We start from the raw sequence: 13,291 nt of genomic DNA on the forward strand, positions 1-13,291 counted from the left end.
GCGCGAGGAACACGAATTGTTCCCGTTGGCGCGCAGTCTGGTGCGCGGCGAGGCCTGGTTCGCAATCGCCAACCAGATGCTGGCCCACGATGCGGTCGCCCGCGAGCGGCGCGGGAGCCTGCAGCAGGGGCGCGCACGTCCGGAAGCGATCGGGCCACGCCATTCTCCGGCCGATCCGCTCGGCCACGTCCACGATTCGGCCGGCCCCGAGTTCGGGCGCCGCCACGCTGCGCTGTCCATGTTGCACTGAAGCGTACGCGACGCTCGCCCGCACGCGCCAGTCCGGTGGCGCGAGGCCATCAAGGTTCTTTGCTATGATGGCGATTTTGGAAGTGCGATTTCATCATGTTCGAGTTCCTATTCAAGCGGCCGGGCGAGAACAAGCCCGGCGACAAGCCGGCTGGACAGGAGGCGCAAGCGGACCGGGCCGCCTCCTCGGGGACCGGCTCGGCCGCGGCTCCGCAACGCGCGCTGCAGGCCGAAAAGCTGAGCCGGATCCAGGGCGACGAGGCGGCCGCGGTGGAATTCATCCTCCAATGCGAATTTTCCGAGCTGCGCCTGGCTGCGGCCGAGTTCGTCCATAGCCCCGAGCTGCTCGAACGCGTCCATACCGCGATGCGCAATACCGATCGCCGCGTCGCCAAGCTGATGCAGTCGCGCCTGGACGCCCATCGCCACCGCGAAGCGGAACGCCGGCGCGGCGAAGTCACGCTCGAACAGGCACGCGCGCTGCTCAAGGACGAGCTGCTGACGCCCAACCATGTTGCCGACCTCGACCGTAAATGGATGGTGATCGCCGCTCCCGAATTGCAGGACGAGTTTGCGGGCGTGCGCGCCGCGCTGGGCCAGCGCCTGGAGGCGCAAGTGCAATTGCAGCGCGCCATGATCGACCGCCTGGCCAGCCTGCGCCGGCTGCCGTCGGAGCCCTTGCCGCCGGCCGAGCTGGCGGCACGCCTGGAAGCCCTGACCCAGGAACAGGCCGAGGCCCTGCAGGCGCCCGAACACAGCTCGCTGCCGCGCGGACTGGTGGCCGAGGTCGGCCTCGAAACACAGAAGCTGCGCGCCAGCCTGCACGAGATCGAAGCCGGCCAGGCCGCGCTGACGGCGCGCGAAGCCTTCCTCGGCGCCCAGCAGGACAAGCCGGCCGCCGAGCTGAATGCCGACGCCTTGCGCAAGGAATGGCACCGCCTGCCGCAGGCGCCGCAGGGCGAGGCCCTGGCTGGGCTGCAGCAGCGCTTCGAGGCCCTGCTGGCGAGCGTCCCGCAGCCCGAAGCGCGCAAGCCGCGCGAGCACAAGGAAGTTTCCAAGCCGAAAGAAGTGAAAGAGCCGAAGGAGCAGGGCCGAAGCGAGGGCAGAAGCCGTGGCGCCGACCAGCATTTCATCGATACCATGGACGCGATGGAAGCGGCCTTGCAGCAGGGATCGCTGGGCACCGCCGCCGAACTCGACAAGGCACTGAAGGAGGCGCGCGACAAGGGCATGCGCCTGACGCCGGCGCAGTCCGACCGCCTGGCCCACGTGCGCGCCGAGCTCAAGCGCTTGTCCGACTGGGCGCGCTGGGGCGGCAACGTCTCGCGCGAGGAACTGATCAAGACCGTGGAAGCGCTGCCGACGCAGAGCCTGGCGATGAGCGAGCTGGCAAAGAAGGTCGGCAGCATGCGCGAGCGCTGGAAGGCGCTCGACAGCCTCTCCGGCGCGGCGCCGAAAAGCCTGTGGGAACGCTTCGACGCCGCCTGCACCGCGGCCTATGCGCCGGCGGCGGCCCACTTCCGCCACCTGGCCGACGAGCGCCACGCCAACGCGGCGCGCGGCCAGGCCCTGGTCGACGAGGCCAATGCCGAGATCGCGCGCCTGCGCGCCGGCGAGGTCGAATGGAAGCACGTGGCCGGCACGGTGCAGCGCCTGCGCCTGGCATGGAGCCACCTAGGCGCCATCGACCGCAAGGAGAAGAAGCGCCTGGATGCCCAGTTCACCGATGCCCTGAACATTCTGCAGGGGCCGTTGGAAGAGCAGCGCAAGGCCGAAATGACGAGCCGCGAGGAGCTCATCGAGGAGGCCGCGGCGATCGATCCGCACGACCGCCACGCGCTCGAGACCATGCGCGCCCTGCAGCAGCGCTGGCAGGAGCATGCGCGCGCGCTGCCGCTCGAGCGCAAGAGCGAGCAGGCGCTGTGGCAGCGTTTCCGCGCGGTCTGCGACGACGTGTTCCAGCGCCGCAAGGACAGCATGCACGAGGCCGATATCGAGCGCCGCGCACACGAGGCCGCCAAGGAAGCGATCAGCGCGCGCCTGGAAGCGGCGGCGCCCGACGTCACCCCGGCCAGCGCCGGCAAGCTGCTGCGCGAAGCCGCGGCCGAGTGGCAGGCGATCGGACCGGTGCCGCGTGCCCACGAGGGACGGGTCGAAAAGCGCTACCACGCCGCGGTGGCGCAGGTGCAGCACCACGCCGACCTGGCGAAACGCGCGGCCGGCCTGGCCCAGGCGGCCCAAGTGCGCGACAAGCTGCGCCTGGTGCAGGAGCTGGAGCACGCCGTCGCCGGCCAGGGCACGCCCGACGGCGACTGGGAAGCGCGCTGGAGCGCCTTGCCGCCGCTGGACGCCGACATGGAGCGGACCCTGCGCGGCCGCTTCGAGGCTGCGCTGCGCGCGCTGCGGGAAGGCCGCGAGGCCTACGCCCAGCTGCTGGAGCGCAACCGCGGCACGCTGCTGCACGAACTGCTGCGCGCCGAGATCGGGGCCGGCATCGACAGCGGCCCCGAGTTCGCGCGCGAGCGCCTCAAGTTGCAGGTCGAGGTCCTGCAATCCTCGCTGAAGTCCGGCCACAAGGGCGGGCAGAAGGATGGGCAGGCCGGCAACGCCCCGCTGCGCGAACTGGTGGCGCTGCCGGCCCTGATCGACGACCGCAGCGCGTCGCGCATCGAGCAGCTGTTCATGCGCCTGGCCCGGGAGGGCAAATGAGGCGGGAGTTTTTCGAGGTCAGGGTACAGCAGGAAGATTTTGAGCTCGGCGGGGAAATCGCCCGCCTGCGCGCCGGCGATCCGCGCATCGGCGCCGTCGTCAGTTTCGTCGGCACCGTGCGCGACATGAACGAGGGCGCCAACGTGGCCGAGCTGGAGCTGGAGCACTATCCCGGCATGACCGAACGCGCGCTGCACGACATCGTCGAGCAGGCGCGGGCGCGCTGGCCCCTGTACGGCGCGCTGGTCGTGCACCGGGTCGGCCCGATGCGGCCGATGGAGCAGATCGTGCTGGTGGCGGTCAGCGCCGCCCACCGCGGCGAAGCCTTCGCGGCCTGCGAATTCATCATGGATTACCTGAAGACCGAGGCGCCGTTCTGGAAGAAGGAACAGACGCCGGAGGGCGCGCGCTGGGTCGATGCCCGCGTCAGCGACGACACCGCCAGAGCGAAGTGGGCCCGATGAGCTGGGCGGCGGTAGGGATCGGCGCCATGCTGGGCGCCTGGCTCCGGTGGGGGCTTACTATTGCACTGGGGCAATTACACTCCCACATACAGATTGGCACCCTGGTCGCCAATCTGGTCGGCGGTTACCTGATTGGCCTTGGACTGGGCTTCTTCGGCAGTTATCCAGGCCTGCCGCCGGAATGGCGGCTGTTCGCGATCACTGGCTTCCTCGGCGGCCTGACCACCTTCTCCAGCTTTTCCGGGGAGGCGATGGTGCTACTGCAGCGCGGCGACTATGGCTGGGCGGTGGCGCACTCGGGCGCGCACCTGCTGGGATCGATCGTCTGCTGTGCCGCGGGGTTTGCGACCTGGCGCGCCATTTCCTGATACTGCGGAACAGTTCGCTTTCGGTCAAAGCGTTGATATTGCAGTGTGGCAAAGTCCTTTTTTCTTTGACAGGAGAATGCCATGCAGAAACAATTGACCGTACGCCCCAGCAATGCCTTTGTCGGCGCTTCCTGGGGCTCCATGATCGTCGGCATGCTTGCCTATCTGATTGGGCTGTGGAATGCGCAGATGCAGCTGAACGAGAAAGGGTATTACTTCACGATATTGCTGTACGGCTGCTTTGCCGCTGTTTCCCTGCAGAAATCGGTGCGTGACCGTGCCGAAGGCTTGCCGGTGACCGGTATGTACGCCGGCCTGTGCTGGGGCTCGCTGATGGCAGCCGTCTTGCTGCTGACGGCCGGCTTGTGGAATGCCACGCTGACCTTGAGCGAAAAAGGCTTCTATGCCATGTCTTTCGTGCTTGTCCTGTTTGCCATCGTCACTGTGCAGAAGAACGTGCGCGATCTGGCCGCTGCCGCGCTGGCCGCGGACCCCGGTGATGAGCCGGCCAAGCCGTTCCCGTCGCCTTGAACGGGAGCCGTGCCCTCATGGCGCGCCGTGAGGGCAGAAATCTTGCCGCTTCGGCTTTCGCGTCTTGAAATATCGTTGCCGCATCCCTAACTGGGTTCCAACTTGAGAACCAACCGAAGCACTAGGGAGAAAAGAACATGCGGCAAGACAAACTGACGACCAAGCTCCAGGAAGCGCTGGCGGATGCCCAGAGCCTGGCGGTCGGCAACGATAACCAGTACATTGAACCGGCGCACCTGCTGAGCGCCCTGTTGAACCAGGACGACGGCGGCGCGCGCTCGCTGCTGCAACGCGCCGGCGTCAACGTCGGCGCGCTGTCCACCGCCTTGCGCAGCGCGCTGGAGCGCCTGCCGAAAGTGTCCGGCACGGGCGGTGACGTCCAGGTCGGGCGCGAGCTGGTGCAACTGCTGAACCTGGCCGACCGCGAGTCGCAGAAGCGCGGCGACCAGTTCCTGTCCAGCGAAATGGTCCTGCTGGCGCTGACCGAAGACAAGTCCGACGCCGGCCGCCTGGCGCGCGAGCACGGCCTGGCGAAGAAGGCGCTGGAGTCGGCCATCTCCGCCGTGCGCGGCGGCGAGAACGTGAATTCGCAGGATGCCGAAGGCAACCGCGAAGCGCTGAAAAAATACACGCTCGACCTGACCGAGCGGGCCCGTCTGGGCAAGCTCGACCCCGTGATCGGCCGCGACGACGAGATCCGCCGCGCGATCCAGGTGCTGCAGCGCCGTACCAAGAACAATCCGGTGCTGATCGGCGAACCGGGCGTCGGCAAGACCGCGATCGTCGAGGGCCTGGCCCAGCGCATCGTGAACGGCGAGGTGCCCGATTCGCTGAAGGGCAAGCGCGTGCTGTCGCTCGACATGGCGGCCCTGCTGGCCGGCGCCAAGTACCGCGGCGAATTCGAGGAACGCCTGAAGTCCGTGCTGAAGGAGCTGGCCCATGACGAGGGCATGACCATCGTCTTCATCGACGAGATCCACACCATGGTCGGTGCCGGCAAGGCCGAAGGCGCAATGGACGCCGGCAACATGCTGAAGCCGGCGCTGGCGCGCGGCGAGCTGCACTGCATCGGCGCGACCACCCTGGACGAGTACCGCAAGTACGTCGAGAAGGATGCCGCGCTGGAGCGCCGCTTCCAGAAGATCATGGTCGACGAGCCGAGCGTGGAGGCGACCATCGCCATCCTGCGCGGCCTGCAGGAAAAGTACGAGCTGCACCATAAGGTCGAAATCACCGACCCCGCGATCATCGCCGCGGCCGAGCTGTCGCACCGCTATATCACCGACCGTTTCCTGCCCGACAAGGCGATCGACCTGATCGACGAGGCGGCCTCGAAGATCAAGATCGAGATCGACTCCAAGCCGGAAGTGATGGACAAGCTGGACCGCCGCCTGATCCAGTTGAAGATCGAGCGCGAAGCCGTCAAGAAGGAAACCGACGAAGCGTCGCAGCGCCGCCTGGAGCTGATCAACGAGGAAATCGCGCGCCTCGAGCGCGAGTACAACGATTACGAGGAGATCCTCAAGGCCGAGAAGGCCGCGGTGCAGGGCACGACCCACATCAAGGAAGAGATCGAGCGCATCCGCCTGCAGATGGAGGAAGCCAAGCGCCAGAGCAATTGGCAGCAGGTCTCCGAGCTGCAGTACGGCCGCCTGCCCGAGCTGGAAAAGCAGCTGAAGGAAGCCGAGGCCGCCGGCGAACAGGCCGAGACGGACGGCGACAAGCCGCGCCTGCTGCGTACCCAGGTGGGCGCCGAGGAGATCGCGGAAGTCGTCTCGCGTGCGACCGGCATTCCGGTGGCGCGCATGATGCAGGGCGAACGCGACAAGCTGCTGCACATCGAAGAGAAGCTGCACGAGCGCGTGGTGGGACAGGACGAGGCGATCGAAGCGGTGTCCGATGCGATCCGCCGTTCGCGCGCCGGCCTGGCCGATCCGAACCGTCCGTACGGCTCCTTCATGTTCCTGGGCCCGACCGGCGTCGGCAAGACCGAGCTGTGCAAGGCGCTGGCGGGCTTCCTGTTCGATACCGAGGACGCGCTGATCCGCATCGACATGAGCGAGTTCATGGAGAAGCACTCGGTAGCCCGCCTGATCGGTGCGCCCCCGGGCTACGTCGGCTACGAAGAGGGCGGCTACCTGACCGAAGCCGTGCGCCGCAAGCCCTATAGCGTGATCCTGCTCGACGAGATCGAGAAGGCGCACCCGGACGTGTTCAACGTCCTGCTGCAGGTGCTCGACGATGGCCGCATGACCGATGGCCAGGGCCGCACGGTGGATTTCAAGAATACGGTGATCGTCATGACCTCGAACCTGGGTTCGCACAAGATCCAGTCGATGGACACCGACGAGCCGGCGGTGGTCAAGCTGGCCGTGATGGCCGAGGTGCGCGGACACTTCCGCCCCGAGTTCATCAACCGGATCGACGAGATCGTGGTCTTCCATGCGCTCGACGAGAAGAACATCGGCGCGATCGCCAAGATCCAGCTGCGCAACCTGGAGCAGCGCCTCGAGAAGATGGAGATGTCGCTCGACATCAGCGAAGCGGCCCTGCAGAAGATCGCCGAAGCCGGCTTCGATCCGGTGTACGGCGCCCGTCCGCTCAAGCGCGCGATCCAGCAGCAGATCGAAAATCCGCTGTCGAAGGCGATCCTGTCCGGCCGCTTCGGGCCGAAGGACACGATCCACGTGGGAGTGAATGGCAGCGAGCTGAGCTTCGGCCAGGAGCCGGCGGTGGAATTGGCAAAATAAGCCCTTGGCCTTGGCCAGATGTGGGAACGCCCTGTCCGGGAAACCGGGCAGAGCGTTTTTTATTGATGGCCCGCTGCGCCAGGACTTCGTTCCCGCGCAGGCGGGAAGCCAGGTTCAGCGTGCCTGCCGACCGCGTTCGCGCTTAGCGCTTGGCCTTGCGCCGCCTCGTCATCGCTCCCAGCACCGCCAGGCCGCCCAGCATCATCGCGTAGGTCTGGGGTTCCGGCACCGGCGCCATCGGGATGTTTTCCGACAGCAGGCTGCCGACCTTGCGGCCGCCGTCGCCATCGAAGAAGTTGACCTTCACGTGCGGCGACGCAAAGTCGGTGGCGCCGCCGTTGAAGGTGAACTTGAACACCATATCGTCGGACAGCTTGACGTGGTCGCCCGAGAAGCACAGGCTGGCGCCGACGTGGCCGCCGCCGCCGCAGCCGTTCGCGTTCAGCTCGTTGCTCGACAGGGTCCAGTTGGCCGCGCCGCCCGGCGCCGAGCTCAGGCTGACACTGTCGAAGGAGCCGAGGCCCTTCAGTTGCAGGGCGCCGATGGTGGTGGCGTTCGCCCAGTCCCCGGTCGGGTGGGCGGCGTCGATTTCGAGGGTCAGTACATTGTCCGTCCAGGACGATGTGAAAGTGACGCCCTGATACTCCAGGGTGCCGGCGTGGGCCGAGGCGATGGCGCCTGCGGCCAGCAGCGAGGAAAGCAGCGTCTTTCGGATGATCGTATTCACTTTCGTTCTCCTTTGCTTGTGTCGCGGGTGCCGGCCCTTCGCGTCTTGCGAACGGACCGGCGGTACGGATGAGTCCGCAAACTCAGCGTAGTGGCAGGCGGCGCCGATCTCCGTTAAGCAGCTAACTCAGCCTTTGTAACAAGGAGCTTGACGGGAAAACAAAACGGCCGCGCGAGGCGGCCGTTGGCGGGAGAGGACAACAAATCAGGCGCGGCGCTTGCGGCGAGCGACCAGGCCCATCAGGCCGAGTCCGGCCAGCAGCAGGGCGATGCTGCGCGGTTCGGGCACGTTGGCATGCGGCTGGTTGCCGGTGTCGGTAGCAGTGCCGGCGTCGGCGGGCATGCCAGCCGGTTCGGTATGTGCCTGGTCGGCCACCGGCGGGACGTTGACGGTATTGCCGAGGCCCTGGTTCGAGCCGGTGGCCGGCGAGGCGAGCAGGGTCAGCGACAGCAGGCTGCCGGCCTTGCTGTTATTGGCGTCCACGAAGTCGACCTTGACGTGCGGGTCGGCCGCCTGGATCGCGTCGCCGCTGAAGGCGAAGCTGAACACCATATTGTCCGCCAGGCCGATCTGCTGGCCGAAGAAGCACAGGCGGCTGCCGGCCTGGCCGTTGGTGCCGCCCGAGCAGCCCTGGGCGTTCAGTTCGGAGCTGGAGGTCGTCCAGGACGCGGTGCCGCCCGGTGCCGACGAGACGCTCACGCCCGTGTATTTGCCGATACCGTCCAGTTCCAGCGCGTCCAGTCCTTTTGCGGTGGCCCAGTCGCCAGTATGGCTGGCGGCATCGATCTCGAGGGTCAGGACCTTGTTCGACCAGGAAGAGGCGAAGCTGACTCCCTGGTAAGTCAGCAGGCCGGCATGGGCCGGCACTATCGCAGCGCCGAGCAGGCTCGCGAACACCACGTTGATCGATTTTTATTCATGTCTTCCAGCGCGAAAGTTAATGGTCATGACAGACAGACTGGATATTGATGATTTTACTGATCTAAGTCAATTTATTATTCTTTATAGCAATAATCTATGCAATTTATCAACATTTTTGCGAGAGTGTCTTCGTGGACAATTTTTCATCATCCGAAATGCTGTTCGCGGATGTGAAAACTGCACAAGAAGGGCAGGCTCACCAGTTTCCATCCTGAGAAAGCTAATTTCGCATCATGGGATATATCTCATAAGTGCTTGAATACTAAGGGAAGAAAAATATTCCTATGTCTTATATAAGAGTATTGGTGCTGTGCACAAGCGGGCCTAAGATATCGGTAACGGAGCTTCCTACCAACCGGCTTTCATCATTCATCAGGAGAACTAGCATGGCAACTCGTGAACAGCAAATCGCCGCCCTTCAGCAGGACTGGGAAAGCAACCCGCGCTGGAAGGGCATGGTCCGGAATTACACGGCTGACGACGTGGTCCGCCTGCGCGGCTCGGTGCAGATCGAGCACACCATCGCGCGCCGCGGTGCCGAAAAGCTGTGGGACCTGGTCAATAACGAGCCTTACGTCAACGCGCTCGGCGCGCTGACCGGCAACCAGGCCATGCAGCAGGTAAAGGCCGGCCTGAAGGCCATCTACCTGTCGGGCTGGCAGGTGGCGGGCGACGCCAACCTGGCCGGCGAAATGTATCCGGACCAGTCGCTGTACCCGGCCAATTCGGTGCCGATGGTCGTCAAGCGCATCAACAATACCTTCCAGCGGGCCGACCAGATCCAGTGGTCGGAAGGCAAGGACGACATCGATTTCTTCGCACCCATCGTGGCTGACGCCGAGGCCGGCTTCGGCGGCGTGCTGAACGCGTTCGAACTGATGAAATCGATGATCGAGGCGGGCGCAGCCGGCGTTCACTTCGAAGACCAGCTCGCTTCCGTCAAGAAATGCGGCCACATGGGTGGCAAGGTGCTGGTGCCGAGCCGGGAGCAGGTCGAGAAGCTGACCGCGGCGCGCCTGGCGGCGGACGTGATGGGCACCCCGACGCTGGTGATCGCCCGCACCGATGCCGAGGCCGCCGACCTGCTGACCTCGGACGTCGACCCGATCGACCAGCCGTTCTGTACCGGCGAGCGCACCGTCGAAGGCTTCTACCGTGTCAAGCCGGGCGTCGAGCAGGCGATTTCGCGCGGCCTGGCCTACGCGCCCTACGCCGACCTGGTGTGGTGCGAGACGGGCAAGCCGGACCTGGCTTTCGCCAAGCGCTTCGCCGACGCCATCCACGAGAAATTCCCGGGCAAGATGCTGGCCTATAACTGCTCGCCTTCGTTCAACTGGAAGAAGAACCTGGACGACGCCACCATCGCCAAGTTCCAGAAGGAACTGGGGGCGATGGGCTATAAGTTCCAGTTCATCACCCTGGCCGGCTTCCACGCCCTGAACTACAGCATGTTCAACCTGGCGCACGGCTACGCGCGCCGCGGCATGTCGGCCTTCGTCGAGCTGCAGGAATCCGAATTCGCGGCCGCCGACAAGGGCTTCACCGCGGTCAAGCACCAGCGCGAAGTCGGTACCGGCTACTTCGACGCCGTGACCCAGACCATCCAGCAGAACCAGAGCTCGACCACGGCGCTGCATGGCTCGACCGAGGATGAACAGTTCTTCGACGAAAAGAAAGTGGCCTGACCGGGCGCCGAGTTCGTCGGCCCGTCATTCGCGATGGCAGCCGCAGCGGTCAAAAGCCGCTGCGGCTTTTTAATTTTTGGGAACAGAGGGCATCTGGAGGATAATGGCGGCTTTCTTGCCTCATCCTTGGATCCACCATGTTCAGCTACCGCCACGCCTATCACGCCGGTAACCACGCCGATGTCCTGAAGCACTTCGTACAGGTGCAGCTGCACCTGTACATGAATCAGAAAGACACGGCCTATACCTATATCGACACCCATTCCGGTGCCGGCGTGTACGCGCTCGACAGTGCGCAGGCGCAGAAAAGCGGGGAATACCTGGACGGCATCGCGCGCCTGTGGGAGCGCGACGATTTACCGGCAGCGCTGGCCGAATACGTGAAGCTGGTGAAGGACATGAATCCCTCCGGCCGCCTGCGCTACTACCCCGGCTCGCCCTACGTCGCCGAGCAGGTCGCGCGTCCCGAGGATCGCTTGCGCCTGTTCGAACTGCATCCGGCCGACACCAGGCTGCTGGTGGAGAACTTCCGCAAGCTCGAGGCGCACAAGGCGGAGCAGGGCGAGCGCTCGCGCGGGCGCCGCATCCTGATCGAGCATGCCGACGGCTTCCAAGGGCTGAAGGCATTGCTGCCGCCGCCGTCGCGGCGCGCGCTGGTCCTGATCGATCCGCCCTATGAAGTCAAGCTCGACTACAAGCATGTGCGTGATGCGCTGGAAGAGGCCCTCGACCGCTTCCCGTCCGGCATCTACGCGGTCTGGTACCCGGTACTGCAACGCATGGAGTCGCGCCAGTTCGCCGACCGCCTGAAGCGCCTGCCGGCCAAGGAATGGCTGCATGTGACCCTGACCGTGGCCACGCCGGGCCCGGACGGCACCGGCATGCACAGCAGCGGCATGTTCATCCTGAATCCGCCCTACACGCTGGAGCCGATGCTGCGCGAAACCCTGCCCTACCTGGTGCAGGTGCTCGGCCAGGACAGCGGCGCCACCTTCCGCATCGAGCGCGGCAACCAGGTGACGGGGACGGCCGTAGGGCGCAGTCTCGACACCGGGCCGCGCAAGCCGGTCGGCAATGCCCGCCGCGCCAGCCCGCTGTCGGGCGCCGGCAGCCTGCGCCTGCCGGGCCAGCCCTTCGGCGAAGGCCCGCGCAAGCGCGAGGGCGCCGCGCCCGGCAAGGACGCCACCGGAGAACGTCCGGCGCAGCCGTCCGACGCCCCGGCCAAGAAGCGCGTTCCCGCTTTTCGCTACGCTGACCAGAACAAATCGGCCGCGCGAAGCAATAAACGCAAGACGCCAGGCCGCGGCTGATCGGCCGCGCCCGCCGGCGCTCCGTAACGATTTGATACGATGTCGAAATATAAAGACTTCGACTCTGTAGTATAGTCGAAGAGGTGCCAGGCAATGCGCTGGCCCCGGTTCGCATTTGCGTGCCGAAAATTGATTCTCAGGAGTTTTTACGATGCACGCGGATGCAACGGCAGTCACGTCCATGCCGTCCGAACAATTCTTTCTGGCGCGCCAGCCCATACTCGGGCGCGACCAGAAACTGGTGGCGTTCGAGCTGCTGTTTCGCGCCGCCCCGGAGCACGAGGACGCGCAACTGACCGACTACGCCGCTGCCACCGCCACCGTCATCGCCCATGCTTCCCAGCTGGGCATGGAGCAGGTGGTGGGTGAACAGCTCGCCTTCGTCAATGTCGATGAAGTGGTGCTGAAGAGCGACTTCGTCCGTTTCCTGCCGCCGGACCGGGTAATCCTCGAGATCCTGGAAACTGTGGATCCCAACGACCAGGTATTGGCCCGGATCAGGGAGTTGAAAGAACTCGGCTTCAAGTTTGCCCTCGACGATGTTATAGGCCATTCCGAGCAGGTTAGCAAGCTGATTGATCTGGTCGATGTGATCAAGGTCGACGTCAATGCCATCAGCCGCGAGGAGTTGACTTGCCTGGCCACCAGCCTGCGCGATGCCCCTCAGAAATTGCTGGCTGAAAAAGTCGAGACGGTGGAGGAATTCCACCTCTGCATGGAACTCGGTTTCGAATATTTCCAGGGTTATTATTTCGCGCGTCCGGCCATCTTATCGGGCAAGAAGATTTCGCCGTCCGAACTGGTGGTGCTGCGCCTGCTGGAACTGATCGGCTCGAACGCCGACAATGCCGCCATCGAGCTTGCCGTCAAGCGCGATGCCCTGCTGAGCCTGAATCTGCTGCGCCTCGTGAACAGCCGCGCCGCCGGGCCGGACCGCCACATTGAATCGGTGTCGCAAGCCTTGGTCCAGCTCGGTCGCAGCCAGCTGCAGCGCTGGCTGCAGATCCTGCTGTACAGTACGCCGGACGGCCGGGTCGAGTTGAATTCGCCGCTGCTGCAGATGGCCACCACGCGCGGGCGCCTGCTGGAGCTGATGAGCCTGACTTTGCGGCCGGGCGATGTCGCCGGCGCCGAGGCCGCCTTCACGATCGGCATCATGTCGCTGATGGATGCACTGCTGTCGCTGCCGATGGACCGCATCCTCGATCGCGTCGATGTCTCGCAGGAGGTCAAGGCCGCGCTGCTCGACCGCGCGGGCGACTATGGCGCGATGCTGAGCGTGGCCGAGGAGCTGGAAGGCAAGCAGTGCGGGCGCCGGCTGTCGCGCGCCCTCGACAAGCTGGGCCTGTCGATCAAGCAGATCCGCGAGATCGAGCTGGCCGCCTTCGATTGGGTGCGCGGCCTCGGCGCCGACACCCGCGTCCACTAGAGCCGAACAAGCCCTCATGGCGGCGTTGTATCTTCTCGCCGTACTAGACATCATGTATTGACCTGCCGAACCTCAAACAACGCGGATTAAGCTTGAGGTTCCGGAGAACCCCCAGGCTCAGAGCCGAAATTGAGGAGGCAGGTCATGA

The 13,291-nt window shown here is 65.2% G+C and carries 10 protein-coding genes and 1 pseudogene; 9 read left to right on the forward strand and 2 right to left on the reverse strand.

What is annotated here, in order from left to right:
* The 6 genes and pseudogenes from ACI48D_RS22830 to clpB form a co-directional block, all read left to right on the forward strand.
* Positions 1-250: pseudogene (locus ACI48D_RS22830) on the forward strand (hypothetical protein); the annotation flags it as partial.
* A gap of 95 nt (positions 251-345) precedes the next feature.
* Positions 346-2,958 (forward strand): DUF349 domain-containing protein, encoded by a 2,613-nt coding sequence (locus ACI48D_RS22835; RefSeq protein WP_435573532.1) that lies wholly within the window; start codon positions 346-348, stop codon positions 2,956-2,958.
* Positions 2,955-3,422: a molybdopterin synthase catalytic subunit MoaE gene (moaE, locus tag ACI48D_RS22840; RefSeq protein ID WP_435573533.1), complete on the forward strand. Its 468-nt coding sequence runs from the start codon at positions 2,955-2,957 to the stop codon at positions 3,420-3,422. The genes ACI48D_RS22835 and moaE overlap by 4 nt, the downstream gene beginning before the upstream one ends.
* Positions 3,419-3,790, forward strand: a complete 372-nt coding sequence (gene crcB, locus ACI48D_RS22845) for a fluoride efflux transporter CrcB (RefSeq protein ID WP_435573534.1) — start codon at positions 3,419-3,421, stop codon at positions 3,788-3,790. Before moaE ends, crcB begins: the two co-directional genes overlap by 4 nt.
* An 81-nt stretch (positions 3,791-3,871) precedes the next feature.
* On the forward strand, positions 3,872-4,321 hold the full coding sequence (gene yiaA, locus ACI48D_RS22850) for an inner membrane protein YiaA (protein ID WP_435573535.1): 450 nt from the start codon (positions 3,872-3,874) through the stop codon (positions 4,319-4,321).
* Positions 4,322-4,458: 137 nt separating this feature from the next.
* Positions 4,459-7,071, forward strand: coding sequence for an ATP-dependent chaperone ClpB (gene clpB / locus ACI48D_RS22855; RefSeq protein WP_435573536.1), 2,613 nt, complete (start codon positions 4,459-4,461; stop codon positions 7,069-7,071).
* A gap of 142 nt (positions 7,072-7,213) precedes the next feature.
* Here clpB and ACI48D_RS22860 read toward each other — a convergent pair whose 3' ends face one another.
* The gene (locus tag ACI48D_RS22860; RefSeq protein ID WP_435573537.1) at positions 7,214-7,798 is read right to left on the reverse strand and encodes a PEP-CTERM sorting domain-containing protein; all 585 of its coding nucleotides are present in this window, start codon (positions 7,796-7,798) and stop codon (positions 7,214-7,216) included.
* 204 nt (positions 7,799-8,002) lie between these two features.
* Entirely contained in the window at positions 8,003-8,695 is a 693-nt protein-coding gene (locus ACI48D_RS22865; RefSeq protein ID WP_435573538.1) for a PEP-CTERM sorting domain-containing protein, read from the reverse strand.
* Between the two features lie 410 nt (positions 8,696-9,105).
* Here ACI48D_RS22865 and aceA point away from each other — a divergent pair, with 410 nt between their 5' ends.
* The 3 genes from aceA (at position 9,106) to ACI48D_RS22880 (ending at position 13,143) form a co-directional block, all read left to right on the forward strand.
* The gene (gene aceA, locus ACI48D_RS22870; protein ID WP_435573539.1) at positions 9,106-10,404 is read left to right on the forward strand and encodes an isocitrate lyase; all 1,299 of its coding nucleotides are present in this window, start codon (positions 9,106-9,108) and stop codon (positions 10,402-10,404) included.
* Positions 10,405-10,541: 137 nt separating this feature from the next.
* Positions 10,542-11,714, forward strand: coding sequence for a 23S rRNA (adenine(2030)-N(6))-methyltransferase RlmJ (locus tag ACI48D_RS22875; protein ID WP_435573540.1), 1,173 nt, complete (start codon positions 10,542-10,544; stop codon positions 11,712-11,714).
* 151 nt (positions 11,715-11,865) lie between these two features.
* A complete protein-coding gene (locus ACI48D_RS22880) occupies positions 11,866-13,143 on the forward strand; it encodes an EAL and HDOD domain-containing protein (protein WP_435573541.1) in 1,278 nt (425 codons plus the stop codon).
* The last annotated feature ends 148 nt before the right edge of the window (positions 13,144-13,291 follow it).

The sequence above is a fragment of the Massilia sp. LXY-6 genome, from assembly GCF_051233485.1.
In the GTDB taxonomy this organism is placed as follows: Bacteria; Pseudomonadota; Gammaproteobacteria; order Burkholderiales; family Burkholderiaceae_D; genus Telluria.